Raw genomic sequence first — 23,274 nt, 5'->3', positions numbered from 1 at the left:
ACGTCCTCCCACCGCTGCCAAGGCAGGGTCAACTTGCCTTCTTCAACGCTTCGATCAACTGATCTTTACGCATGCTCGAACGCCCGCGGATATCTTTCGCCCGGGCTTCTTTGAGCAGGCTTTCCTTGGTCTGGGTGCTTAAGGACTCACGGCTGTTGCGCGGATGCCCTTCACGGCTGGCGGCAGCCCGCTTGGCCGAGTCATGACGATCCTGGGCCTTCTTCGCCGGGGCCTTGCGCTGACCCGAGCCACCGGCCTTTTCGCCCCCGCCGGACTGCTTGTTGACGGTGGCCCACGCACGGGCTTCGGCTTCGGATTTGGGCACGCCTTTGTCCTCGTAACTCTGTTCGATACGGGAGGCTTTACGCTTCTGTGCGGCGGTGTATTTGGCTTTGCTTCCAAGAGGCATTGCGATACTCCTACTGGCCCTGTCGCCAGGGCCAGACCAGACAAAATGAATTACTGAGGGTCGGCACTTTCCAGCTTGCGCGCCTCATCGACACCCGACGCGGTCAACTTGATCGGCAGGTTCAAGGCATATTCACCGGCAGCGTCGGTGGTCACGTGACCGTCCTTGATAAGTCCACGGTCTTGAAGGAACGCCAAGGCACTGGCGACTACTTTCTCGCCGCGGTAGTTGTCGAGCACCTCCTTGCCCAAACCATGGGGATGGGCGTGCAACAGGCGGGTGAGGACTTCTCTCTCAAGGTTCTTATCGACGTTCATGCGTACCTCTTCATGGGGAAATGATCGGGTGTTCGTCTCGCGTGCGATGAATCAAGGTGCAGGTTGCTTCGGCGAACCCGGCAGGTTCGAGTCGTCGCCTTTGTTGATCTTCGGCTCGTTCACCGACGGGCCCATCTTGCCGTTACCCACCGCAGCCGGTGCCTGGCGTTGGGTGTCATGACCTTGAGTGTGCGGGTCGGCGGCGTTGGTGTTATCGATCACCGCGCCGCCATTGGTGTCCAGGCCCGTGCCCATGGACTTCTGCGACTCGGTGGTGGCGTCCGGGTTGGTCAGGCCGGTGGATGAGGTCGCGGCGAAGCTGCTCAGGGAAACCGCGGACAGCAGACCGGCGAGGGCGAGGGCAGCACATTTGGAATGGTTCATGAGGGTGTCTCCTTATGATTAATGTCCTTACCCTTTGTTGGTCAGCCGACGTTTATTGATCGTGCCTCGATGGCGACGAACGGTATCAAGTTGCCTGTAAAAATTTGTGTGTCAGCGCATTGGGCCACATCGACGCCACCTCGTAGCCCATAAAATTGCGCTGCAATCAGTCATCAAAGCGCCTTAGTATGTGGGCTTTGACATTGCCAAGGCTCGCCCATGACCATCGAGATTCGTCCCGCCGTGCCCAGTGACGCTGCGCAGATCCTGACTTTTATCACCGAGCTTGCGGAGTACGAAAAAGCCCGGCATGAAGTGATCGCCAGTGTGGTGGACATTGAACGTAGCCTGTTCAGCGAGGGCGCCACCGCCCATGGTCTGATTTGCTTGCGGGACGGCGTGCCCATCGGTTTTGCAGTGTTCTTCTTCAGCTACTCCACCTGGCTGGGCAGTAACTGCCTGTACCTTGAAGACCTCTACATCAACCCGGAACAACGTGGCGGCGGGGCGGGCAAGAAGTTGTTGCGCCATTTGGCCAAGATCGCGTTCGACAATGGCTGCGGGCGCTTTGAGTGGAGCGTGCTGGACTGGAACGAGCCGGCGATTGCCTTCTACAAATCCATTGGCGCACAGCCGCAGGAAGAGTGGGTGCGGTACCGCATGGAAGGCGATGCGTTGCGTGACTTCGCCTTGGGTTGAGGCTGAAAGTCGTTCTATTACTTGATCAGTTACCGGCATGGATGTGCCGGTTTTTTTACATTTTTTCTCACAATATGGGATGTAAATTTATATATTGAGATGTTTCAGGTTCTAGGTTTATAGTCGGCGGCATCAGCACTCACTACCAAAAATAAAACAGGTGAAGCGATGCAGGCACAACCGTTGTCGTTGCCCAGGGTGTCCGAGCCTACTTACGGCGAGCGTCTCAAAGGCAAGGTGGTCGTGATCACCGGTGCCGCCCAAGGCATTGGCGAGGCGATCGTCGCGTGCTTTCAAGCCCAGCAGGCGCAGTTGGTGATCGGCGATATCCAGGGCGACAAGGTCGAGGCCGTTGCCGCTCACTGGCGCGAACGCGGCGCCCAGATCCATGCACTCCCTATCGATATCACCGCCAAGGAACAGTGGCAGGCGCTGGTCAACCTGGCCATCGAGCGCTTCGGGCGTGTGGATGTGCTGGTCAATTGCGCCGGGGTCAATGTGTTCCGCGACCCGCTGGAAATGACCGACGAAGACTGGCGCCGCTGCTTCGCCATCGATCTCGACGGTGCCTGGTTCGGCTGTCGCACGGTGTTGCCGCACATGATCGAGCAGGGCATCGGCAATATCATCAACATCGCCTCCACCCATTCCAGCCACATCATTCCCGGGTGCTTTCCGTACCCGGTGGCCAAACATGGCCTGCTCGGCCTGACCCGCGCGCTGGGCATCGAATACGCGCCCAAAGGCATCCGCGTGAATGCGATTGCGCCGGGCTATATCGAAACCCAGCTGAATGTCGATTACTGGAACGGTTTCCCCGACCCCCACGCCGAACGCCAGCGCGCCTTCGACCTGCACCCGCCCAAGCGCATTGGCCAACCGGTCGAGGTGGCGATGACGGCGCTGTTCCTGGCCACCGACGAAGCGCCTTTTATCAATGCCACCTGCCTGATGATCGATGGCGGGCGGTCTGTGATGTACCACGACTAGAACCTGCCGCTCTCCAATAACAACAAGAGGTGCCGTTCATGAAAAAAGCCTTACGTGTTCTCGCTACCGCCGTTGCGTTCAGCAGCCTCAGCTCCTTCGCCGTGGCTGCGGATACAGTCAAAATCGGCTTCCTAGTCAAACAAGCCGAAGAACCCTGGTTCCAGACCGAGTGGGCCTTCGCCGAAAAAGCCGCCAAGGACAAGGGGTTTGAGTTGATTAAGATCGCCGTGCCCGACGGTGAGAAAACCCTGTCGGCCATCGACAGCCTGGCCGCCAACGGCGCCAAGGGTTTTGTGATCTGCCCGCCGGATGTGTCCCTCGGCCCGGCGATTGTGGCCAAGGCCAAGCTCAACGATATGAAAGTCATGGCGGTGGACGACCGTTTCGTCGACGCCAAGGGCAAGTTTATGGAAGACGTGCCGTACCTGGGCATGGCCGCGTTCGAGGTGGGCCAGAAGCAGGGCGCGGCCATGGCGGATGAGGCGAAAAAACGCGGTTGGGACTGGAAAGAAACCTACGCGGTGATCACCACTTTCAACGAGCTCGATACCGGTAAGAAACGCACCGACGGTTCGATCGATTCGCTGAAAAAAGCCGGCATCCCCGCGGACCATATCCTCACCGCCCCGCTGAAAACCCTGGACGTACCGGGCAGCATGGACGCCGCCAACTCGGCCCTGGTCAAACTCCCAAGCGGCGTGAAAAACCTGATCATCGGCGGTATGAACGACAACACGGTGCTCGGCGGCGTGCGCGCCACTGAAGCGGCCGGTTTCAAGGCGGCCAATGTGATCGGGATCGGCATCAATGGCACCGATGCCATCGGCGAACTGAAAAAACCCGACAGCGGCTTCTACGGCTCCATGCTGCCAAGCCCGCATATCGAAGGCTACAAAACCGCCGAGATGATGTTCGAGTGGGTGACCACCGGCAAAGAGCCGCCTAAATACACCGCCATGGACGAAGTGACCCTGATCACCCGCGCCAACTTCCAAGAAGAACTGACCAAAATCGGGCTGTGGAAATGACCGCTGCGGCCTTGCGGTTTGACGGCATCGGCAAGACCTTTCCCGGGGTCAAGGCGCTGGACGGCATCAGTTTTACCGCCCAGCCCGGGCAAGTGCATGCGTTGATGGGCGAGAACGGCGCGGGCAAGTCGACGCTGCTGAAGATCCTCGGCGGGGCCTATATCCCCAGCAGCGGCGCGCTGCAGATCGGCGCGCAGACCCTGGCCTTCAAATGCGCGGCCGACAGCATCGCCAGCGGCGTGGCGGTGATTCACCAGGAGCTGCACCTGGTGCCGGAAATGAGCGTGGCCGAGAACCTGTTTCTCGGCCATTTGCCCACGCGCTGGGGCGTGGTCAACCGTGGCCTGCTGCGCAAGCAGGCCCTGGCGTGCCTCAAGGGCCTGGCCGATGAGATCGACCCGGACCAGAAGCTCGGGCGCCTGTCCCTGGGCCAGCGCCAATTGGTGGAAATCGCCAAGGCGCTGTCCCGGGGCGCCCATGTGATCGCCTTCGACGAGCCCACCAGCAGCCTCTCGGCGCGGGAGATTGACCGCTTGATGGCGATCATCACGCGCCTGCGCGACGAGGGCAAAGTGGTGCTCTACGTGTCGCACCGCATGGAAGAAGTGTTCCGCATCTGCGACGCGGTCACGGTGTTCAAGGACGGCCGCTACGTGCGCACGTTCGAGGACATGAGCGCGCTGACCCACGACCAGTTGGTGACCTGCATGGTCGGTCGCGATATTCAGGACATCTACGACTACCGCCCGCGCGAGCACGGCGAGGTGGCGCTCAAGGTCGACGGTCTGCTTGGGCCAGGCTTGCGCGAGCCGGTGAGTTTCCAGGTGCGCAAAGGCGAAATCCTCGGCCTGTTCGGGCTGGTGGGGGCCGGGCGTACGGAGCTGTTCCGTCTGCTCAGCGGCCTGGAGCGTGCCAGCGCCGGCAGCCTGGCGCTGGAGGGTGAGCCATTGCAGTTGCGCTCGCCGCGCGACGCCATCGCCGCCGGGGTGCTGCTGTGCCCCGAAGACCGCAAAAAGGAAGGCATCATCCCGCTGTCCAGTGTGGCCGAAAACATCAACATCAGTGCTCGTGGCGCCCACTCGCGGTTCGGCTGGCTGCTGCGCGAGGGCTGGGAAAAGGGCAACGCCGCGCAGCAGATCCAGGCGATGAAAGTCAAAACCCCGAACGCCGCGCAGAAGATCCTGTACCTCTCCGGCGGCAACCAGCAGAAAGCCATTTTGGGCCGCTGGCTGTCGATGCCGATGAAAGTGCTGCTGCTCGACGAACCGACCCGCGGCATCGACATCGGCGCCAAGGCCGAGATCTACCAGATCATCCACAACCTGGCGGCCCAGGGCATCGCGGTGATCGTGGTGTCCAGCGACCTGATGGAAGTGATGGGCATCGCCGACCGCATCCTGGTGCTGTGCGAAGGCGCGCTGCGCGGCGAACACCCGCGCGAACACGCCACTGAATCCAACCTGCTGCAGCTGGCCTTGCCGCGCCGCGTGACGAACTGAGAGAAAACCATGACCACTCAAAACAACGCGCTGCCCACGGCACGCAAGCCCTTGGACATGCGCGCCTTGCTCGACAACTGGGCGATGCTGCTGGCGGCCATCGCCATCTTCGTGTTGTGCGCCTTGCTGATCGACAACTTCCTCTCGCCGCTGAACATGCGCGGCCTGGGCCTGGCGATTTCCACCGTGGGCATCGCCGCCTGCACCATGCTGTTCTGCCTGGCCTCGGGGCATTTTGACCTGTCGGTGGGTTCGGTGATCGCCTGTGCCGGGGTGGTCGCGGCCATCGTCATGCGCGACACCGACAGCGTCATGCTGGGCATTGGCGCGGCGTTGCTGATGGGCCTGGTGGTGGGGCTGATCAACGGCATCGTGATCGCCAAGCTGCGGGTCAACGCGCTGATCACCACGCTGGCAACCATGCAAATTGTGCGCGGCCTGGCCTACATTTTTGCCGACGGCAAAGCGGTGGGGGTGTCCCAGGAGCAGTTCTTTATCTTCGGCAACGGCCAACTGTTCGGCGTGCCGGTGCCGATCCTGATCACCCTGGTGTGCTTCGTGTTTTTCGGCTGGCTGCTCAACTACACCACCTATGGGCGCAACACCATGGCCATTGGCGGCAATCCGGAAGCGGCGCTGCTGGCGGGCGTGAACGTGGACCGCACCAAGATCCTGATCTTCGCCGTACACGGCCTGATCGGTGCCCTGGCCGGCGTGATTTTGGCCTCACGCATGACCTCGGGCCAACCGATGATCGGCCAGGGTTTCGAACTGACCGTCATCTCGGCCTGCGTACTGGGCGGCGTGTCGCTGAGCGGCGGCATCGGCATGATCCGCCACGTAATCGCGGGCGTGCTGATCCTGGCGATCATCGAAAACGCGATGAACCTGAAGAACATCGACACCTTCTACCAGTATGTAATCCGCGGCTCCATCCTGCTGCTGGCCGTGGTTATCGACCGCATGAAACAACGCTGACTCCATGCCCCGTAAGGACTCAATGTGGGAGGGGGCTTGCCCCCGATAGCGGTAGTGAAGTGCGCCCCAAAAGTTGGACACCTATCCAACTCTTGGGGCTTTTTCATGAGCAAGTACACGACGCAGTTCAAGCTTTCCGCCATTACGGCTTTTCTTGAACGAGGCCGGGGTTTTCGCCATATCGCCGCTCAATTTCAAATGGACCCCACCTTGCTTCGCCGTTGGGTGGAGGCTTACCGGCTGCACGGTGAGGCCAGCCTGAGCAGTGCCGGTGGGCGTTACAGCGCGCTGTTCAAGTTTTCCGTTCTGCAACGCATGTGGCGCGACTCCCTCTCCTTGCGCCGCGCAGCGGCGCTTTTCAACCTGGGTGACTCCACCCAAGTGGGCAGATGGCAGCAGCAGTATTACAGTGGCGGTATTGAAGCCCTGGCCTCAGGGAAAAAAGGACTGAATACCGCTATGCCAAAGCCACCTGCCAAACTGCGTAAATCTGCCGCCCCCCTTACAAAGGAGGAGCTTGCGCACAAAGCCCTGCTGGATGAACTTCAGTATTTGCGCATGGAGAACGCCTACCTAAAAAAGCTTGGGGAGTTAGGCGAGGCGGTGATTAGGCGGGAGAACGAAGCGAAGAAAAAGCTCGAATAGTCACTGAGCTGAGACAAGACTTTCCGCTGGCGGACCTGCTCAAACTGCTAAGGCTGGCGCGAAGCACGTACTACTACCAACTCAAGGTCATGGGCGTTGCGGACCGCTTCGTCTCAGTCAAAGCCTCGATCCAGAGCCTTCAGGAAGAGCATAAAGGGCGCCTGGGCTACCGCCGTATGACGCTGGAACTGCGCAAAGAAAGACTACAGATCAACGGTAAAACGGTACGACGATTGATGGGAGCGTTGGGGCTCAAATGCACGGTGCGACCCAAGAAATACAGAGCATATAAAGGGCCGATGGGAGAAATCTCACCCAATACCTTGGCTCGTCGGTTCGAAGCCGAAAAGCCGAATCAGAAATGGGTGACGGATGTCACCGAGTTCAAAGTGGCAGGTAAAAAGCTGTATCTGTCGCCGATCTTGGACTTATACAACGGAGAAATCGTGGCTTATCAGACCGCCATACGCCCCCAATATGCCCTGGTTGGCGACATGCTGGAGCGAGCGCTCGAGCGCCTGCCTGAGGGCGCTAAACCCATGCTGCACTCGGATCAAGGCTGGCACTATCGATACTCGAAGTATCGCGAGCGACTAGAACAGGCGGGGCTGGAACAAAGCATGTCACGCAAAGGAAACTGCTATGACAACGCCACGATGGAGAGCTTCTTCGGCACGTTGAAGTCAGAGTTTTACTACCGCGAAAGCTTCGACAGCGCGGCTCAGTTGCAGGCTGGACTGGATCAATACATCCATTACTACAACCATAAGCGAATCAAAACGAAGCTTGGCGGACTGAGCCCTGTAGAGTACAGAGCCCGTTCCGCTGTAGCCTAGACAATTACTGTCCAACTTTTGGGGCGCACTTCAGTAGATCAGAAACAAAAATGCAAACTGACGCTCCGCAATCGGGGGCAAGCCCCCTCCCACAGTAAGGCGCTTCGATGTTGTTGCTGACAGCGGTGATCGAGCCCATGAAACAGCGATGAGCCCTGGTCATGTGAAATCAAAAGCTGGGAGGGGGCTTGCCCCCTCCCACAGTAAGGCTGTTCGATGCTGGTGCTGGCAGCGGTGACTGAGCCCATGAAACAACGCTGAGCCCTGGTCATGTGAAATCAAAAGGTGGGAGGAGGCTTGCCCCCGATAGCGGTGTGTCAGACCAGGATGTTCAAACTGACCCACGGCCATTGGGCAAAGCCCCCTACATAGATATCCGCACTGTGTTGCCCTCGGGTATTTGCCATAATGGCGCCCGTTTTCGTACTTCCCAATAGGCCCGATATGCAGGAAAACGCCCACATCCCCGTCAAAGACGCCGCCCCCACCGGCACCCAGACCCTGTTGCGTGGCCTGGGGGTGGTGCAGGCGGTGGCGGCGGGTGCGCGGGATCTGAAAGAGATCGCCAAGCGCATCGGCACCACTCGCAGCACCACCCACCGCCTGGCCAGTTGCCTGGTGGACGAGCGTTACCTGCGTGTGGTGCCGCAAGTTGGTTACCTGTTGGGGCCGAAGTTGATCGAGCTGGGGTTCCAGGCGCGCGAAGAGTTGCCGCTGGTTACCCTGGCGGTGCCGTACCTGGACGAACTATCGGCGCTGACCGGCGACACCATCCACTTGGCCATCCGCGAACACGACGATGTGCTCTACCTGCACAAGAACCCTGGCCGCTACGGCCCGGAAATGCGCTCGCGGGTCGGCCATCGCATGCCGTTGGCGCGTACCGGGGTGGGCAAGGCGATGTTGCTGGATGATTCGGTACAGGAATGGCAACGCTTGTACGACGCCAGCCTGCCAGCAGGCGGGAAGAATCTGCAGTGGCCCCACCATCCTGAGCAATCCTGGGCGCAGTTCGAGCAACGCATGCACGAGTACGTGGCGGGTGGTTATGCGTTCGATCTGGAAGACAACGAACCGTCGATCCGTTGCGTGGCCGCACCGGTGCGCGATGCCAGCCGGCGGATCGTCGCCGGCATCAGCATCGCCAGTACCGTGCCCTACATGCCGCTGGAAAAAATGGCCGAGCTGATCCCTGTAATCAAACAGGTCGCAGCACGGCTGTCGGCGGAGTTGGGTGCGAAGGCCTGATCAGACCTTGAGGGTCGCCATGTCGATGACAAAGCGGTACTTCACATCGCCGGCGATCATGCGGGTGTAAGCCTCGTTGATCTGGCGGATGTCGAGCATTTCGATATCGCAGGTGATGCCATGCTCGGCACAGAAATCCAGGACTTCCTGGGTTTCGGCAATACCGCCGATCAACGAGCCGGCCAGCACTTTGCGCCCCAGCACCAGTTTGGCGGCATTGACGGGCGGGTCCACCGGCTCGATCAGGCCCACCAGAATATGCACGCCGTCAAAACGCAGGGTGTCGAGGTAGGGGTTCAGGTCGTGCTGCACCGGGATGGTGTCCAGCAGGAAGTCGAAGTGCCCGGCGGCGGCTTTCATTTGCTCGGCGTCGGTGGACACGATCACATGATCGGCGCCCTGGCGACGGCCTTCTTCGGCCTTGCTCGCGGAACGGGTAAACAGCGTCACTTCCGCGCCCATGGCCTTGGCGAACTTGATGCCCATGTGGCCCAGGCCACCCATGCCGAGAATCCCGACTTTGTCGCCAGCCTTGACCCCGTAGTGTTTGAGCGGTGAGTAGGTGGTGATGCCCGCGCACAGGATCGGCGCAGCGCTGGCCAGGTCGAGCTTGGCCGGGATCTTCACCACAAAATGTTCGCTGACCACGATGCTGTCGGAGTAGCCGCCCATGGTATTGCTACCGTCCACACGGTCGGGGGTGGCGTAGGTCATGGTCGGGCCTTCAAGGCAGTATTGCTCGAGGTCCGACTGGCAAGCCTGGCACTGGCGGCACGAATCGACCATGCAGCCCACGCCCACCAGGTCGCCGACTTTGTGCGCGGTGACGCTGGCGCCCACGGCGGTGACTTTGCCGACGATCTCGTGGCCGGGCATCAGCGGGTAGACGGCGATGCCCCACTCGTTGCGCGCCTGGTGAATGTCAGAGTGGCACACGCCGCAGTACAGAATCTCGATGGCCACGTCGTCGGCCCGTGGGCTGCGACGTTGGAAACTCATGGGGGCGAGGGGAGTGGTGGCCGACTGGGCGGCGTAACCGATGGCGGTGTACATGCAGAGAACCTCGCAAAAACAATGACAAGTGAGGCGGGCCATTGTCCGCATCGACTTGCTTGGCGGCCATGGCGATTGCTCCGAGTCTCATGCCTAAAACTCCGGGGGAGCAGCTAAAAGCAGCAAGCTACAAGCCGCAAGCTATAAACTGCGCGCTCTCTTGCAGCTTGAGGTTGAAGCTTGCTGATGCTCAGATCTGAAAACTCCCGAGAACTGCCTTTATGTTATTGACCTGCCATCTCGACGCCAACGCCACGTTGGTTTCCTTGATCGAGGGCCTCACGACCCGTGACGGTTTCTCCCCGACCCACTTGCCTGGCGTACAGGTTTTGCGTGCAAGTTGTGATGTGGCACGCGGCCCGCAGATCTATGAGCCGAGCCTGATGTTCGTGGCCCAGGGCAGCAAAGTCGCGTACCTGGGCCCGCGTACGCTGGAGTACGGCGCCGGGCATTACTTGATCCAGGCGATGCCGGTGCCGTTCGAGTGCGAGACCTTTGCCATGGCACCCGGCGCGCCGTTGCTGGGGGTGACGGTGGGGATCGACCGCGTGGTGCTCGGCGAGCTGGTCATGGCCATGGGTATTCAGGCCGGACCACCGCCCACTGCGCAGACATTGGCGTCGATGAGTTCGGTGGTGCTCGACGACGCGATGCGAGGTTGCGTCGAGCGACTGTTGCAGTGCCTGCACGATCCGCTGGAAAGCCGGATCATCGGCCCGTCGCGGGTGCGCGAATTGCTGTTTACCGCCTTGCGCGGGCCTCAGGCCGATGTGCTGCGCGCATTGGTGGAGCAGCAGGGGCAGTTCTCGCGCATCGCCACCTCGCTAAATCATCTGCATGCCCATTACGCCGAGCCGCTGAATATCGAGACGTTGGCCGGTTTCGCGCACATGAGCGCGTCGACCTTTCACGAGCACTTCAAGCGCTGCACCTTGTTGTCGCCGGTGCAGTACCTCAAGCGTTTGCGGTTGTTGAAGGCGCAGCAGTTGCTGCTGGTGGACGGCATGGGCGTGGCGCAGGCGGCGCACAGCGTGGGATATCAGAGTACGTCGCAGTTCAGCCGGGAATATAAGCGCTACTTTTTGCGCAATCCGGGTGAAGAGCGTGCGGCGTAGTGAGTTCAGGCGAAGACACAATCCAAAGGTGGGAGGCGGGCTTGCTCCCTTCCACACAGGACTGATGACAACTATAAAAAAGGCTCCCATGTGGGAGCCTTCTCTGGCTTACATATTCGGGTAAGTCGGCCCGCCCGCGCCTTCCGGCGTGACCCAGGTGATGTTCTGCGAAGGGTCCTTGATGTCACAGGTCTTGCAGTGCACGCAGTTCTGGGCGTTGATCTGGAAGCGCTTCTCGCCGTCTTCCTGGGTAATCACTTCATACACGCCGGCCGGGCAGTAGCGTTGCGCCGGTTCATCGTAGAGCGGCAGGTTGGTGCCGATCGGGATGCTTGGGTCTTTGAGCTTCAAGTGGCACGGCTGTTCTTCTTCGTGGTTGGTACCGGAGATGAACACCGAGCTGAGTTTATCGAAGCTCAGTTTGCCGTCGGGCTTGGGGTAATCGATCTTCTGGCAGTCCTTGGCCAGCTTAAGACAGGCGTAGTCCGGCTTGGTGTCGTGCAGGGTGAACGGCATCTTGCCGCCCAGGATGTTTTGGTCGAACCAGTTAAAGCCTGCACCGATGATCGGGCCGAACTTGTGCATCGCCGGGCCGAAGTTGCGGCTGGCGAACAGTTCTTCGTACAGCCAGCTGGCTTTGAAGCTGTCGACGTAGTTGGTCAACTCGTCACCGCCTTCGGACTCGGCGAACAGACGCTCGGCCACGGCGTCAGCGGCAAGCATGCCGGACTTCATGGCGGTGTGGCTGCCTTTGATCTTGGCCACGTTCATGGTGCCCAGGTCGCAGCCGATCAGCGCGCCACCCTTGAAGACCATTTTCGGCAGCGAATTAATGCCGCCCTTGGCCAGTGCACGAGCACCGTAGCTGATGCGCTTGCCGCCTTCCAGGTACTGGGCCAGTACCGGGTGGTGCTTGAGGCGCTGGAACTCATCGAACGGCGACAGGAAGGTGTTGCTGTAGGACAGGTCAACGATCAGGCCGACGACTACCTGGTTGTTTTCCAAGTGATAAAGGAACGAGCCACCAGTGTTCTCGTTGCTCATGATATCCAGCGGCCAACCGGCGGTGTGCACCACAAGGCCTGGCTGATGCTTGGCCGGGTCGATTTCCCAGATTTCCTTGAGACCGATACCGTAGTGCTGGGCGTCGGCATCGCTGTCCAGCTTGAAACGCTGGATCAGTTGCTTGCCGATATGGCCACGGCAGCCCTCGGCGAACAGCGTGTACTTGCCGCGCAGTTCCATGCCGGGGGTATAGACGCCTTCTTTCGGCTTGCCTTCGCGGTCGACGCCGAGGTCGCCGGTGATGATCCCGCGCACCACGCCGTTTTCGTCGAAGAGTGCTTCCTGGGCGGCGAAGCCTGGGTAGACTTCCACGCCGAGGTTCTCGGCCTGCTGGGCCAGCCAGCGGCACAGGTTGCCCAGGGAAATAATGTAGTTGCCTTCGTTGTGCATGGTCTTGGGCACAAAGAAGTCAGGCACCTTGGTCGAGGTATCGCTGCTGCGCAGTACATAGATGTCGTCGCGCACCACGGGGGTGTTGAGTGGGGCGCCGAGTTCTTTCCAGTCCGGGAACAGTTCGTTCAGGGCGCGTGGTTCGAACACGGCGCCGGAGAGGATATGGGCGCCGACTTCAGAGCCTTTCTCGACCACGCAGACGCTGATTTCCTTACCGGCTTCGGCGGCCTTCTGCTTCAGTCGGCAGGCGGCGGACAGGCCAGCCGGGCCAGCGCCGACGATGACCACGTCGAATTCCATGTATTCGCGTTCCACAGGCTATCTCCTACTCAAGGCTCAACAGGCTTTTTTTCTAATGGATGGAGGTTCGGCATCGTCTTACAGCAACGGTAAGACCCACCGTTCTCTCTAGGTGGCGCATTATATATAGACCACTGTCAGCGTCCAATACAAACGTTTGTTTGAATTGCCCGCAGGCTAGGTAAATCAAAGCAACGCGGCTTATGACTGACCATTTTGCCGTATTGACCAGAATAGGCGTTCCGGTCAAGATACGGTCGGTTTTGCGCTTACCGTAGGCAGACAGCGGGTTTCAAGAGCACGTCCAAAAGCAACGCAACGGTAGAAACGGCAGGTACGCGTGCAAAGAATGGCGCGCAGTCTACACGCCGCGATTAGGAATGACCTCCCAGTCACCCCTGACGAACGGTCGTCACGTGCGTCGGTTTGCCGCTGCCGAGGTTTTTGGAGGTGCCCTTGTGTGCCGATGAGCATCAACCGCCAGGTTCGCCTAGGCGACTTTCTTTTCACCGGAGAGTAACGAGGAATCCATGAAGGTTCTTGTAGCTGTCAAACGCGTTGTCGATTACAACGTGAAAGTTCGCGTCAAGGCGGACAATTCCGGCGTCGATCTTGCTAACGTCAAAATGTCGATGAACCCTTTCTGCGAGATCGCTGTTGAAGAAGCAGTGCGTCTGAAAGAGAAAGGCGTTGCGACTGAAATCGTCGTGGTGTCCATCGGCCCAACCACTGCTCAAGAGCAGTTGCGCACTGCCCTGGCCCTGGGCGCGGACCGCGCCATCCTGGTCGAGTCTGCCGAGGACCTGACCTCCCTGGCCGTGGCCAAGTTGCTCAAAGCCGTTGTCGATAAGGAACAGCCTCAGCTGGTGATCCTGGGCAAACAAGCTATCGACAGCGACAACAACCAGACCGGCCAGATGCTGGCTGCACTGACCGGTTACGGCCAGGGCACCTTCGCTTCCAAGGTCGAAGTAAGCGGCGACAGCGTTGCTGTGACCCGCGAAATCGACGGCGGCGCCCAAACGGTTTCCCTGAAACTGCCGGCCATCGTCACCACCGACCTGCGTTTGAACGAGCCGCGCTACGCGTCCCTGCCAAACATTATGAAAGCCAAGAAAAAGCCGCTTGAGTCGCTGACTCCGGATGCCTTGGGCGTTTCCACCGCCTCCACCAACAAGACCGTCAAAGTCGAAGCGCCGGCTGCACGCAGCGCGGGCATCAAGGTCAAGTCGGTGGCCGAACTGGTCGAGAAACTGAAAAACGAAGCGAAGGTAATCTGAACATGACTATCTTGGTAATCGCCGAACACGACAACAAGGTGCTGGCTCCGGCCACCCTGAACACCGTGGCTGCCGCCGCTAAGATCGGTGGCGACATTCACGTACTGGTCGCCGGCCAAGGCGCGGGCGCCGTGGCTGAAGCCGCTGCAAAAATCGCCGGTGTGAGCAAGGTTCTGAACGCTGACAACGCCGCCTATGCGCACCAGCTGCCAGAAAACGTTGCGCCGCTGGTCGCCGAGTTGGGCAAGGGCTATAGCCACATCCTGGCCGCCGCCACCTCCAACGGCAAAAACATCCTGCCACGGGTTGCCGCGCAGCTGGACGTTGACCAGATATCCGAGATCATCTCGGTCGAAAGCGCTGACACCTTCAAGCGCCCAATCTATGCCGGTAACGCCATTGCCACCGTGCAATCGAGCGCTGCGATCAAAGTGATCACCGTGCGTGCCACCGGTTTCGACCCGGTCGCCGCCGAAGGTGGTTCGGCCGCTGTTGAAGCGGTTGCGGCTGCCCACGACGCCGGCACGTCCAGCTTCGTCAACGAAGAACTGGCCAAGTCCGACCGTCCTGAACTGACCGCTGCCAAGATCGTCGTTTCCGGCGGGCGTGGCATGCAGAACGGTGACAACTTCAAGCACCTGTACGCCCTGGCCGACAAGCTGGGCGCCGCGGTTGGCGCTTCCCGCGCGGCCGTCGACGCAGGTTTCGTACCCAACGACATGCAGGTCGGCCAGACCGGCAAGATCGTTGCGCCACAGCTTTACATCGCCGTCGGTATCTCCGGCGCGATCCAGCATTTGGCCGGCATGAAAGACTCCAAAGTGATCGTCGCGATCAACAAGGACGAAGAAGCACCGATCTTCCAGGTAGCCGATTACGGTCTGGTAGCGGACTTGTTCGAAGCCGTACCTGAGTTGGAGAAGCTGGTCTAATCCAGTCGCTTCACTTATAAAGGGCCCGGTCGTATGACCGGGCTTTTTTATGCCCGGCTTTTTTGAAAATTGGAGAACCGTGCCATGGACCTGCGCCCTTGGACCGCACTGCTGGGTATCACGCTGTTACTGCCGACCTTGTCGCTGGCTGCCGGTAAATGTGATCGTCTGGTGATTACCGGCAGCCCGGACGCACCGCCGCTCTTATGGCGCGACCCGCAGGACCCCACGCACCTGATCGGCGCCACTGCCGATGTGTTGCAGCAAGTCGCCAGTGATCTGGGGCTGAAAATCGACCTGCTCTACGGCGGCAAGCGCACCCTGGCTTCGGATGAAGCACGCAGCGGACGCATGGATATGCTGGCCGATGCACCGCTTAATCTGGCGGAGCTGGACCACTTCGACTATATCCATCCGGCCCTGATGCCGGCCGATTATCTGGTCTGGACGCGCAAGGATTCGGCGCTGGCCTATGCCACGGCCGCCGACCTTCACGGTCATAAAGGCGCCATTTCCGAGCGTGCGCGCCTAAGCCGTGAATTTGAAACCTTCGCCAATCAGCAACTGAGCCTGCAACGCTTTCCCACGTTGACGCCTGCATTTCAAAAGTTGTTGCTGGGGGAGGTGGAATATGTGCTGGCCGGTCGCTATTCCGGCACCGCCATGGCGCAGTCGCTGGGCATGAGCAGCGACCTGGTCGCCCGTGATGTGCCCGTCGATCAACCTGGCCTGTACCTGGCGATTTCCCACAACTCGGCCTGCAATGATCCATGGCTGCGCGGACAGCTGGCCAAAAAGATGACAGAATTGGCCGGGTCCGATGGGGTACAAGCCGCTCTGCAGCGCAATATCGAGCGCTGGAAGGCGCAACTGCAACAATCTGTCGGCACCCCAACAAAGTAGGGATTTTCAGTGACTCTTCGACCTCTTTTCGCGGCCCTCGCCGTTGTCGCTCTGGCGGGATGTGCAGCCGATCCTGCGCCGAATGAACAAATACGCCTCACCCAGCAAGCCCTGGAACAGGCCAGTGCCGTCGGCGCCAATGCCGATGAATCCCCCGAGTTGAAGCTGGCCGAGGACAAATTCACCCAGGCCAAGGCCGATATGGCCGAGCAATCCTTCAAGGACGCGCGCATGCAAGCCGAACAGGCCGAGCTGGACGCGCGTCTGGCCGAAGCCAAAGTGCTGACTCGCAAGAGCCAGGAACAACTGAACGTGCTCAACACCCGTATCACGCGCCTGCGCAAGCAATTGCAATTGGGAGACGCCCAATGAGCCCGATGATTCGAGGTGTGAGCTGCGCAGTGCTGCTGGGCAGCGCGTTGCTGGGCGGATGTGCCAGCCACCCGAGTGGCGAGCAGGCCTTGCAACAGGCGGGGAGCGACTTTCAGAAGGTCAAGGAAGACGCCAATGTGTTGCGCATCGCGCCCAAGGACGTGATTCGGGCAGGTGAATCCCTGGCCCGCGCCGATCGCTTGTCCAGCTACTGGGGCAGCGGCGCCGACGTCGTGCACTACGCCTACTTGAGCCAGCGCTACAGCGCCATCGCCCGCGAACACACCGAACAGGCACTCAATGAAGAACGCGGCGCCAAGCTCGAACTGGAACGTCAGCGCCTGCAACTAGCCCTACGCGAAAGCAAACTGAGCAGCGTGCAGCAACAGGGCAAATGGCTCGAAGAGCAGATCGCCAGCCTGGCTACCACCCAGACCGATCGGGGCCTGGTGATGACCCTGGGCGATGTGCTGTTCGACACCGGCGAGGCGGAACTGAAAAACTCGGCCAACCGCACCGTGCTCAAGATTGTGCAATTCCTGCAGCTGAACCCCAAGCGCGTGGTGCGCATCGAGGGTTACACCGACAGTACCGGTGGCGAGCAGGAAAACCTCAAACTGTCCCGTGACCGCGCGCAATCGGTAGCCGATGTGCTGGTAGACCTGGGCATAGACGAAAAGCGCATTCAGGTCGAAGGCTATGGCGACCAGTACCCGGTGGAAGCTAACGCTTCCGAGCGCGGTCGCGCGCAGAACCGTCGCGTAGAAATCGTGTTTTCCGATGCCAACGGCCAACTGGGCGCCGCCCGCTGAAGCCTTGCGCTGACTAAAAATGTGGGAGGGGGCAAACCCCTACCCACATTTTTTTTGCACAAGCCTGAATATCCTCAGCGCCACCCTTACAGTTTTTGCTATCACTGCCCGTCGTGCTCGACTATTGTGGCAACTGTCCCCGTACACTTCTAAACTGTGCCGGTATGTTTCACACAAAAATAAAACGCCCGTGAAATCGAGTGCTGCGACATGACCAATCTCTTGCTGTACCAACGTATCGCTCAGCAACTGGCTGAGGATATCCGGCGTGGTGTTTATCAACCGGGCGAACGCGTGCCTTCGGTACGTAAGATGAGTTCCCAGCTCAATGTGAGCCACGCCACGGTATTGCAAGCCTATGCCAACCTGGAGGACCAGGGGCTGATCAGGGCGCGACCGCAGTCCGGTTACTACGTGCATCAAACCCCCGCGCTCACCGCGCCTACGCCGGATATCGCACGGGTGGAGCGCCCGGGACTGGTCACGCGCAGCAGCATTATCCAGCAGGTTTTGGGTGAGTCGCGCCGCGAAGGTGTGTTCCCGTTGGGCGCTGCGGTGCCGAGCGTCGACTACCTGCCGGTGCGCGCCCTGCATCAGCAATTGGCCAAGGTCACGCGTTTCCAGAGCCCGCGGGCATTCAGCTATATGTTCAGCCCCGGCTTCGAGCCGCTGCGCCGCCAGGTGGCGATCCGCATGCGCGACGCCGGCGTGGTGGTAGACCCTTCCGAAGTGGTGATCACCCACGGGTGCGTCGATGCGTTGCAGATGTCACTGCGTGTGCTGACCCGCCCCGGCGACCTGATCGCGGCGGAATCCCCCACTTATTACGGCCTGCTGCAACTGGCGGATCTGCTGGGCCTGAAGGTCATTGAGATCCCCAGCGACCCGGCCACCGGCATGAGCCTGGAAGCCCTGCAACTGGCCGCCAACCAATGGTCGATCAAGGCGCTGGTGCTGACCACGCGGCTGAGTAATCCCTTGGGTGGCACCATGCCTGAGGAGCGGCAGAAACACCTGCTGCGGTTGGCTTCGGATTTCGATATACAGATCGTCGAGGACGATATCTACGGCGAGCTGATGTTCGAGCTGGGCCGCACCAAGGCCCTCAAAGCCTATGACCGCCTGGACCGGGTGATCTATTGCTCCAGCTTCTCCAAAACCTTATCGCCCGGCGTGCGTATCGGTTGGATGATTGCCGGCAAGTACCAGCAGGAGATCCAGCGTCTGCAGATGTTCAGCACCCACTCGGCGTGCAGCGTCACCCAAATGGGCGTGGCGGCGTACCTGGAGAACGGCGGCTATGACAGGCACCTGCGCTACATCCGCCAGGAATACCGCAAGAACCTCAGCGCCTTCCAGCTGGCGGTGCAGCAGTACTTTCCGGAAGGCACACAGATGACCCGTCCCACCGGCGGTTTTATCCTGTGGGTCAGTTTGCCCGGACGGGTCAATACCCAGGAACTGCACGTGCGTGCCTTGCAGCAGGGCATCAGCATCGCGCCCGGGTTGATCTTCAGTAACACCGAGCAATTCAACCACTGCATCCGGCTCAACTGCGGTACGCCGTGGAACCGCGAGGCAGAGCGGGCGTTGATGACCTTGGGGATGCTGGCCAGTCAGCTGTGCCAGGAGACCGCCGCCGGATTTTAAGGCACGGCCGACATACACAATGGGCACATTGCCGATAGCTGGCTAATCACCGAGCTTGTCATGTTGCCCTCAACAGGCGAGCATGTGGCCTTCTGCCGTTAATGCTGTAGGCGATATGACCTCGATGTTCCGAGCTGTTTTGGTGATTGGCCTGTTAAGCCTGTGTAACGTCCCCACGCTGCTGGCGGCGACTCCCGTGAGCGAAAGCAAGCCCGCGGCGAGCGCACAGAACACTAAGCCGGCGCCGGCTAAGACGGCCGCTTCTGCGAAAAAAAACGCCGCCGCTAAGAAACGCGCGGCGGCCAAAAAGGCCAAGTCTGCCCACGAAGTGGCCGAGACCAAACTGCCGCCGGCCCAGTTGGACCTGTCATTGCCTTCGGACATGGTCAGGCACTTGCAGCCGCTGGGCACCATGCCCCAGCCCAAGAGCGTGCCATTGCTGCCGCCGATGTTCGGTGAGAAGCCTACCGATAATAGTGCTTTCCAGATTAACGGTCGCCTGCTCAGCAACGAAATGCGCCTGCAATTGCGCAACGAAGAGCGGCGTGATGTCGAGGGAGCGGCGCTGGATTTCGAATTCAAGCAGTAAACTTTTCCTACCAAGTGACTCGACGTTTCGACCATCTGTCGCAGACTGGTCAGTCACTTTCGTTTTGTGTGAAAAACCGCTGTTGGACCATTTTAAAACGGCTGTTTAAGGGCGTACTCTAGCCCGGCCATCCTATTGAGTCGTCGAGGACCTGCTGGTCATGAAATGCCGTGAAGGCTGTGGCGCTTGCTGCATCGCCCCCTCCATCAGTTCGCCGTTGCCCGGCATGCCCAATGGCAAGCCGGCGGGTGAACACTGTGTGCACCTGTCTGTCGAACTGCTCTGCCAACTGTTCGGCCAGCCGGAACGGCCGGCGGTGTGCAGTGATTTCAAGGCTGATATCGAGGTGTGCGGCACCGACCAGGCCGATGCGATCCGTTTGATCGGCTGGTGGGAACAGATGACGGCGGCTTGATGGGCTTTACTCTCGGAACTTGAACAATAAGGAATACAACAATGGGTTCGCTGAAACGATTGGCTATGGTGTGCGGCTTTACCGTGTTATTTGCGGCCACCGCCCAGGCTGAAGAATGGGTGACCGCCAAAGACGACGACGGCATCAAGGTATCCCTGAGCGAAGTTGCCGGCTCCAAATACAAGGCGTATCGAGGTGTAACGGTGATCAAGGCGCCCGTCGCCAAGATCCTCGCTATCCAGGAGGACGTGGTTGGCGCATGTGCCTGGATTCATGAGTGCAAGTCGCAAAAGCTGATCGACAGCAAAGGCGACGAGGCCTGGACCTACACCCAGTTCAACACGCCATGGCCTGTGACGCCGCGTGACTCTTATACCCATGTCACCTCCACCAAAGCGGCTGACGGCAGCGTGACCCGCAAGCTGGAAGGCGTGCCGACTTACAAGCCTGAGGAAAAAGGCTTCGTACGTGTGGCCCAGGTCGAAGGTTTCTGGAGACTGGTGCCAAAGGGCGCTAACGAAACCGAAGTGACCTACCAGGTGCACACCGAGCCAGGCGGCAGCGTGCCTTCGTGGCTGGCCAACAAGTTCGTGGTCGACGCGCCGTTCAACACCCTCAAGGCGCTCAAAGCCCGCGCGGAAAAATAAGCGCGATTGATCGGGTGCTTCCTGCCTTGGGTGGAACGTTTGGCGAACCCCCAAGGTCCAGATAAAGGTGAGCCCACACACGGGTTTTATCGAGGAGGCACCGATGCAAACGTGGCAAATTACCTTCGTTGATGATCACGGCGAAAAATCCGTAGAGCAGTTCACCTGCGAACAAAAGCCCAGCCTCGAAGACGCTGCGCATATGATTCGCAGCAAACTGGTGCCGGTTGCCGCCGAACTTGACCTCAATGACCTTGAGGGGCGCAAGCCGGAGCCGACCGTCAAGATCCTCAAAGACCAGAACAGTATCCAGATTCTCGACATTTCTCCCGCCGCCTGAATATTCCCTGTCCTCCACCCAAGCGCCTCTGGTGGAGGCGATTGCTTCGCGCTACTCTGCAAACGAGATCAGCGAATGAATCGCTAAGGTCTGGTCTTGTCAGCTACATGCTTGTTTTCCAGCGGTGAAACCATTGCCGTAGTTCCCTCGCCAGTAAGGCGCGGGCTTCGGGAAGCACGGAAAGTCTATCCATCGTATTGAGGAGCACTTTTCATGAGCACAGCCTATCAAGAAGACATCAGCACCCACGTTCTGCGCCGCATGAAAGAAGGCGGTTTCGATTTTTCACGGTTCCATCCCATTGAGTTCTACGCGATTTTCCCCGACGAAGAACGGGCGCGCAGAGCGGCGGGCGAATTTCGTGGCGAATCCCTGAACGCTCAGGTCAGTGCGCGCGATGATGGCGCCTGGTACCTGGAACTGAGCAAGATCATGTCTGCAACCTACGACGGCATAGGAGACTTCGAGCAAGACTTTGAAGCAGTGGTCGAGCCCTTGGGCGGCATTATCGAGGGCTGGGGCGTCAAGCAGGAGGTGCGGGGGCGGCCGATGTAATGGTGCGTCCTCCACATCGTTAGCAACGCAGCGTATCGGCTGACCTTCGGGTCGGCCGATTTTGTTTGCGCCGGCGCGAACCCCGGCGGAACTTGCGGGCTCTTTTCATGCACCAAAAAAAAGCCACCCGAGTAGGGTGGCCGAAGGGAAGAGCGGAGCGCTGAAGGTCTGTTCAGCAGATGGTGGCGATTATCCGCAGCTATGGCGGGCCAGTGAAATCAACTCTGACTATGCTCTTGATAGTCAAAGCCCGCATTACGATGAAGCGCGCCACGACACACCAGGCATTCGACGCACCAGGAAGGTGCGATTAACTGCCTGGATCTATTCAACTCACTGATTTTTAAGTGTTTATGCCGATGGCACGGGCCTTGCGATGGTTCTTGCGTCCGGGTGACAAGGAGTACGGCATGATCCGCACTTATTACGACGAAATGTACGACGGGGCAGGGCAGGTCCGCCCCCATTACCGCGAGTTCGCCCGCTGGTTGGCCCAAACCCCTGATGAACTGCTGGCCCAGCGCCGGCGCGAAGCCGATTTGCTGTTTCACCGCGCCGGGATCACCTTCACCCTGTACGGGGACGAACAGGGCACCGAGCGCCTCATCCCTTTCGACACCATCCCCCGCAGCATACCGGCCAGTGAATGGCGGACTATCGAGCGTGGCTGTATTCAGCGGGTCAAGGCGTTGAATATGTTTCTCGCTGACCTTTACCACGAGCAACGCATCATCAAAGCGGGGATCATTCCCGCCGAACAGGTGCTGGCCAACGAGCAATACCAATTGGCAATGCAGGGCCTGAACTTGCACGGCAATCTGTATGCCCACATCGCCGGGGTCGATCTCGTACGCGATGGCGACGGCACTTACTACGTGCTGGAAGACAACCTGCGTACACCCAGCGGTGTCAGCTACATGCTTGAAGACCGCAAGATGATGATGCGCCTGTTCCCCGAACTGTTCGCCGCCCAGCGCATTGCGCCGATCGATCATTACCCCAACCTGCTGCTCGATACCCTAAAAAGCGCCAGCCCCCTGGATAACCCCAGCGTGGTGGTGCTGACCCCGGGCCGATTCAACAGCGCGTTTTTCGAACATGCGTTTCTCGCCCGGGAAATGGGCGTGGAACTGGTTGAAGGCGCCGACCTGTTCGTGCGCGATGACCGTGTATTTATGCGCACCACCGATGGCCCCAAAGCGGTGGACGTGATTTATCGCCGTCTCGACGACGCGTTCCTCGACCCCTTGGCCTTCAACCCGGAGTCCATGCTCGGAGTGCCCGGCCTGTTGGCTGCCTATCGTTCGGGCAATGTGGTGCTGGCCAATGCCATCGGTACAGGCGTCGCGGATGACAAGTCGGTGTACCCCTTCGTCACCGAGATGATCCGCTTTTACCTGGATGAAGAGCCGATCCTGCAGAACGTTCCGACATTCCAGTGCCGTAAGCCTGACGAGTTATCCCACGTACTGGCTAACCTGCCGCAGTTGGTGGTCAAGGAGACCCAAGGCTCCGGCGGCTACGGCATGCTGGTCGGCCCGGCCTCCACGGCGGCGCAGATCGAAGCCTTTCGCGCGCGCATCATGGCCAAGCCCCATGCCTATATTGCCCAGCCCACGCTGTGTCTATCCACGTGCCCGACCTTTGTGGAAAACGGTATTGCCCCGCGCCATATCGACCTGCGCCCGTTCGTGCTGTCCGGCAAGGAGACGCGTGTGGTCCCCGGCGGCCTGACTCGCGTGGCCCTGCGCGAAGGCTCGCTGGTGGTCAACTCGTCCCAGGGCGGCGGCACCAAAGACACCTGGGTGGTGGAGGACTGA

The 23,274-nt window shown here is 59.9% G+C and carries 25 protein-coding genes; 20 read left to right on the top strand and 5 right to left on the bottom strand.

All coding sequences use genetic code 11. From position 1 onward, the window contains the following. Positions 1-28: 28 nt before the first annotated feature. The 3 genes from HRH33_RS20470 to HRH33_RS20460 are packed head-to-tail and all read right to left on the bottom strand — an operon-like array spanning position 29 to position 1,110. Positions 29-409, bottom strand: coding sequence for a termination factor Rho (locus HRH33_RS20470; RefSeq protein WP_167418083.1), 381 nt, complete (start codon positions 407-409; stop codon positions 29-31). Between the two features lie 50 nt (positions 410-459). After that, on the bottom strand, positions 460-726 hold the full coding sequence (locus HRH33_RS20465) for a hypothetical protein (protein WP_034114858.1): 267 nt from the start codon (positions 724-726) through the stop codon (positions 460-462). 51 nt (positions 727-777) lie between these two features. Beyond that, on the bottom strand, positions 778-1,110 hold the full coding sequence (locus tag HRH33_RS20460; RefSeq protein ID WP_167418082.1) for a hypothetical protein: 333 nt from the start codon (positions 1,108-1,110) through the stop codon (positions 778-780). Positions 1,111-1,329: 219 nt separating this feature from the next. Here HRH33_RS20460 and HRH33_RS20455 point away from each other — a divergent pair, with 219 nt between their 5' ends. The 7 genes from HRH33_RS20455 to HRH33_RS20425 all read left to right on the top strand — a co-directional run bounded on the left by HRH33_RS20455 (position 1,330) and on the right by HRH33_RS20425 (position 9,033). Then, a complete protein-coding gene (locus tag HRH33_RS20455; RefSeq protein WP_034139011.1) occupies positions 1,330-1,809 on the top strand; it encodes a GNAT family N-acetyltransferase in 480 nt (159 codons plus the stop codon). 168 nt (positions 1,810-1,977) lie between these two features. Continuing rightward, positions 1,978-2,799 (top strand): SDR family oxidoreductase, encoded by an 822-nt coding sequence (locus HRH33_RS20450; RefSeq protein ID WP_167418081.1) that lies wholly within the window; start codon positions 1,978-1,980, stop codon positions 2,797-2,799. Positions 2,800-2,837: 38 nt separating this feature from the next. Further along, positions 2,838-3,827: a substrate-binding domain-containing protein gene (locus HRH33_RS20445; protein WP_173603544.1), complete on the top strand. Its 990-nt coding sequence runs from the start codon at positions 2,838-2,840 to the stop codon at positions 3,825-3,827. Next, positions 3,824-5,326, top strand: a complete 1,503-nt coding sequence (gene araG, locus HRH33_RS20440) for an L-arabinose ABC transporter ATP-binding protein AraG (protein ID WP_173603543.1) — start codon at positions 3,824-3,826, stop codon at positions 5,324-5,326. The genes HRH33_RS20445 and araG overlap by 4 nt, the downstream gene beginning before the upstream one ends. Positions 5,327-5,335: 9 nt before the next feature. Next, a complete protein-coding gene (gene araH / locus HRH33_RS20435; protein WP_034096889.1) occupies positions 5,336-6,304 on the top strand; it encodes an L-arabinose ABC transporter permease AraH in 969 nt (322 codons plus the stop codon). A gap of 105 nt (positions 6,305-6,409) precedes the next feature. Next, positions 6,410-7,785 (top strand): IS3 family transposase gene (locus tag HRH33_RS20430; RefSeq protein WP_425326810.1). Its coding sequence is split into 2 segments (ribosomal slippage): positions 6,410-6,932 and positions 6,932-7,785, totalling 1,377 coding nucleotides; the frame shifts between segments, so codons are not numbered across the junction. 444 nt (positions 7,786-8,229) lie between these two features. Next, on the top strand, positions 8,230-9,033 hold the full coding sequence (locus tag HRH33_RS20425) for an IclR family transcriptional regulator (RefSeq protein WP_167416835.1): 804 nt from the start codon (positions 8,230-8,232) through the stop codon (positions 9,031-9,033). On the opposite strand, the gene HRH33_RS20420 is transcribed toward HRH33_RS20425, so the two are convergent. Beyond that, the gene (locus HRH33_RS20420; RefSeq protein WP_034099771.1) at positions 9,034-10,086 is read right to left on the bottom strand and encodes an NAD(P)-dependent alcohol dehydrogenase; all 1,053 of its coding nucleotides are present in this window, start codon (positions 10,084-10,086) and stop codon (positions 9,034-9,036) included. It lies immediately after the preceding gene. A 221-nt stretch (positions 10,087-10,307) separates the two neighbouring features. Here HRH33_RS20420 and HRH33_RS20415 point away from each other — a divergent pair, with 221 nt between their 5' ends. Then, a complete protein-coding gene (locus tag HRH33_RS20415) occupies positions 10,308-11,201 on the top strand; it encodes an AraC family transcriptional regulator (protein WP_173603542.1) in 894 nt (297 codons plus the stop codon). A 108-nt stretch (positions 11,202-11,309) separates the two neighbouring features. On the opposite strand, the gene HRH33_RS20410 is transcribed toward HRH33_RS20415, so the two are convergent. Continuing rightward, positions 11,310-12,974 carry an electron transfer flavoprotein-ubiquinone oxidoreductase gene (locus HRH33_RS20410; RefSeq protein WP_034099769.1) on the bottom strand — a complete coding sequence of 555 codons (1,665 nt, stop codon included), beginning with the start codon at positions 12,972-12,974 and terminating at the stop codon, positions 11,310-11,312. A gap of 515 nt (positions 12,975-13,489) precedes the next feature. Here HRH33_RS20410 and HRH33_RS20405 point away from each other — a divergent pair. From HRH33_RS20405 to HRH33_RS20350, 12 genes are all read left to right on the top strand, one after another. Continuing rightward, positions 13,490-14,239 carry an electron transfer flavoprotein subunit beta/FixA family protein gene (locus HRH33_RS20405; protein ID WP_034099768.1) on the top strand — a complete coding sequence of 250 codons (750 nt, stop codon included), beginning with the start codon at positions 13,490-13,492 and terminating at the stop codon, positions 14,237-14,239. 2 nt (positions 14,240-14,241) lie between these two features. Then, entirely contained in the window at positions 14,242-15,171 is a 930-nt protein-coding gene (locus tag HRH33_RS20400) for an electron transfer flavoprotein subunit alpha/FixB family protein (RefSeq protein ID WP_034099767.1), read from the top strand. Positions 15,172-15,255: 84 nt separating this feature from the next. Continuing rightward, the gene (locus HRH33_RS20395) at positions 15,256-16,074 is read left to right on the top strand and encodes a substrate-binding periplasmic protein (RefSeq protein WP_167416836.1); all 819 of its coding nucleotides are present in this window, start codon (positions 15,256-15,258) and stop codon (positions 16,072-16,074) included. Positions 16,075-16,083: 9 nt separating this feature from the next. Continuing rightward, positions 16,084-16,446: a DUF4398 domain-containing protein gene (locus tag HRH33_RS20390; protein WP_034138979.1), complete on the top strand. Its 363-nt coding sequence runs from the start codon at positions 16,084-16,086 to the stop codon at positions 16,444-16,446. Then, complete coding sequence (locus HRH33_RS20385; protein WP_167416837.1) at positions 16,443-17,258, top strand: OmpA family protein; 816 nt, start codon at positions 16,443-16,445, stop codon at positions 17,256-17,258. The genes HRH33_RS20390 and HRH33_RS20385 overlap by 4 nt, the downstream gene beginning before the upstream one ends. Before the next feature lie 210 nt (positions 17,259-17,468). After that, positions 17,469-18,908 carry an aminotransferase-like domain-containing protein gene (locus HRH33_RS20380; RefSeq protein ID WP_034099763.1) on the top strand — a complete coding sequence of 480 codons (1,440 nt, stop codon included), beginning with the start codon at positions 17,469-17,471 and terminating at the stop codon, positions 18,906-18,908. Between the two features lie 115 nt (positions 18,909-19,023). Next, positions 19,024-19,497, top strand: a complete 474-nt coding sequence (locus HRH33_RS20375; RefSeq protein WP_094065028.1) for a translation initiation factor 2 — start codon at positions 19,024-19,026, stop codon at positions 19,495-19,497. 160 nt (positions 19,498-19,657) lie between these two features. Continuing rightward, positions 19,658-19,912: a YkgJ family cysteine cluster protein gene (locus HRH33_RS20370; RefSeq protein ID WP_167416838.1), complete on the top strand. Its 255-nt coding sequence runs from the start codon at positions 19,658-19,660 to the stop codon at positions 19,910-19,912. A 41-nt stretch (positions 19,913-19,953) separates the two neighbouring features. Further along, complete coding sequence (locus tag HRH33_RS20365; protein WP_167416839.1) at positions 19,954-20,559, top strand: START domain-containing protein; 606 nt, start codon at positions 19,954-19,956, stop codon at positions 20,557-20,559. A gap of 103 nt (positions 20,560-20,662) precedes the next feature. Then, on the top strand, positions 20,663-20,899 hold the full coding sequence (locus HRH33_RS20360; RefSeq protein ID WP_034099759.1) for a hypothetical protein: 237 nt from the start codon (positions 20,663-20,665) through the stop codon (positions 20,897-20,899). A 213-nt stretch (positions 20,900-21,112) separates the two neighbouring features. After that, entirely contained in the window at positions 21,113-21,454 is a 342-nt protein-coding gene (locus tag HRH33_RS20355; protein ID WP_034099758.1) for a ribonuclease E inhibitor RraB, read from the top strand. 410 nt (positions 21,455-21,864) lie between these two features. After that, positions 21,865-23,274, top strand: coding sequence for a circularly permuted type 2 ATP-grasp protein (locus HRH33_RS20350; RefSeq protein WP_034114850.1), 1,410 nt, complete (start codon positions 21,865-21,867; stop codon positions 23,272-23,274).

The sequence above is a fragment of the Pseudomonas rhodesiae genome, assembly GCF_013285305.1.
GTDB classification, from domain to species: domain Bacteria; phylum Pseudomonadota; class Gammaproteobacteria; order Pseudomonadales; family Pseudomonadaceae; genus Aquipseudomonas; species Aquipseudomonas rhodesiae.
This window is presented reverse-complemented; position numbering and strand designations above follow the sequence as displayed.

Coding starts and splice junctions, on each gene's coding strand:
- HRH33_RS20425 (WP_167416835.1), top strand. CDS start 8,230: ATGCAGGAAAACGCCCACATCCCCGTCAAAGACGCCGCCCCCACCGGC.
- HRH33_RS20470 (WP_167418083.1), bottom strand. CDS start 409: ATGCCTCTTGGAAGCAAAGCCAAATACACCGCCGCACAGAAGCGTAAA.
- HRH33_RS20455 (WP_034139011.1), top strand. CDS start 1,330: ATGACCATCGAGATTCGTCCCGCCGTGCCCAGTGACGCTGCGCAGATC.
- HRH33_RS20365 (WP_167416839.1), top strand. CDS start 19,954: ATGGGTTCGCTGAAACGATTGGCTATGGTGTGCGGCTTTACCGTGTTA.
- HRH33_RS20420 (WP_034099771.1), bottom strand. CDS start 10,086: ATGTACACCGCCATCGGTTACGCCGCCCAGTCGGCCACCACTCCCCTC.
- HRH33_RS20415 (WP_173603542.1), top strand. CDS start 10,308: ATGTTATTGACCTGCCATCTCGACGCCAACGCCACGTTGGTTTCCTTG.
- HRH33_RS20370 (WP_167416838.1), top strand. CDS start 19,658: ATGAAATGCCGTGAAGGCTGTGGCGCTTGCTGCATCGCCCCCTCCATC.
- HRH33_RS20465 (WP_034114858.1), bottom strand. CDS start 726: ATGAACGTCGATAAGAACCTTGAGAGAGAAGTCCTCACCCGCCTGTTG.
- HRH33_RS20400 (WP_034099767.1), top strand. CDS start 14,242: ATGACTATCTTGGTAATCGCCGAACACGACAACAAGGTGCTGGCTCCG.
- HRH33_RS20385 (WP_167416837.1), top strand. CDS start 16,443: ATGAGCCCGATGATTCGAGGTGTGAGCTGCGCAGTGCTGCTGGGCAGC.
- HRH33_RS20405 (WP_034099768.1), top strand. CDS start 13,490: ATGAAGGTTCTTGTAGCTGTCAAACGCGTTGTCGATTACAACGTGAAA.
- HRH33_RS20360 (WP_034099759.1), top strand. CDS start 20,663: ATGCAAACGTGGCAAATTACCTTCGTTGATGATCACGGCGAAAAATCC.
- araH (WP_034096889.1), top strand. CDS start 5,336: ATGACCACTCAAAACAACGCGCTGCCCACGGCACGCAAGCCCTTGGAC.
- HRH33_RS20355 (WP_034099758.1), top strand. CDS start 21,113: ATGAGCACAGCCTATCAAGAAGACATCAGCACCCACGTTCTGCGCCGC.
- HRH33_RS20450 (WP_167418081.1), top strand. CDS start 1,978: ATGCAGGCACAACCGTTGTCGTTGCCCAGGGTGTCCGAGCCTACTTAC.
- HRH33_RS20395 (WP_167416836.1), top strand. CDS start 15,256: ATGGACCTGCGCCCTTGGACCGCACTGCTGGGTATCACGCTGTTACTG.
- HRH33_RS20375 (WP_094065028.1), top strand. CDS start 19,024: ATGACCTCGATGTTCCGAGCTGTTTTGGTGATTGGCCTGTTAAGCCTG.
- HRH33_RS20445 (WP_173603544.1), top strand. CDS start 2,838: ATGAAAAAAGCCTTACGTGTTCTCGCTACCGCCGTTGCGTTCAGCAGC.
- HRH33_RS20350 (WP_034114850.1), top strand. CDS start 21,865: ATGATCCGCACTTATTACGACGAAATGTACGACGGGGCAGGGCAGGTC.
- HRH33_RS20460 (WP_167418082.1), bottom strand. CDS start 1,110: ATGAACCATTCCAAATGTGCTGCCCTCGCCCTCGCCGGTCTGCTGTCC.
- araG (WP_173603543.1), top strand. CDS start 3,824: ATGACCGCTGCGGCCTTGCGGTTTGACGGCATCGGCAAGACCTTTCCC.
- HRH33_RS20380 (WP_034099763.1), top strand. CDS start 17,469: ATGACCAATCTCTTGCTGTACCAACGTATCGCTCAGCAACTGGCTGAG.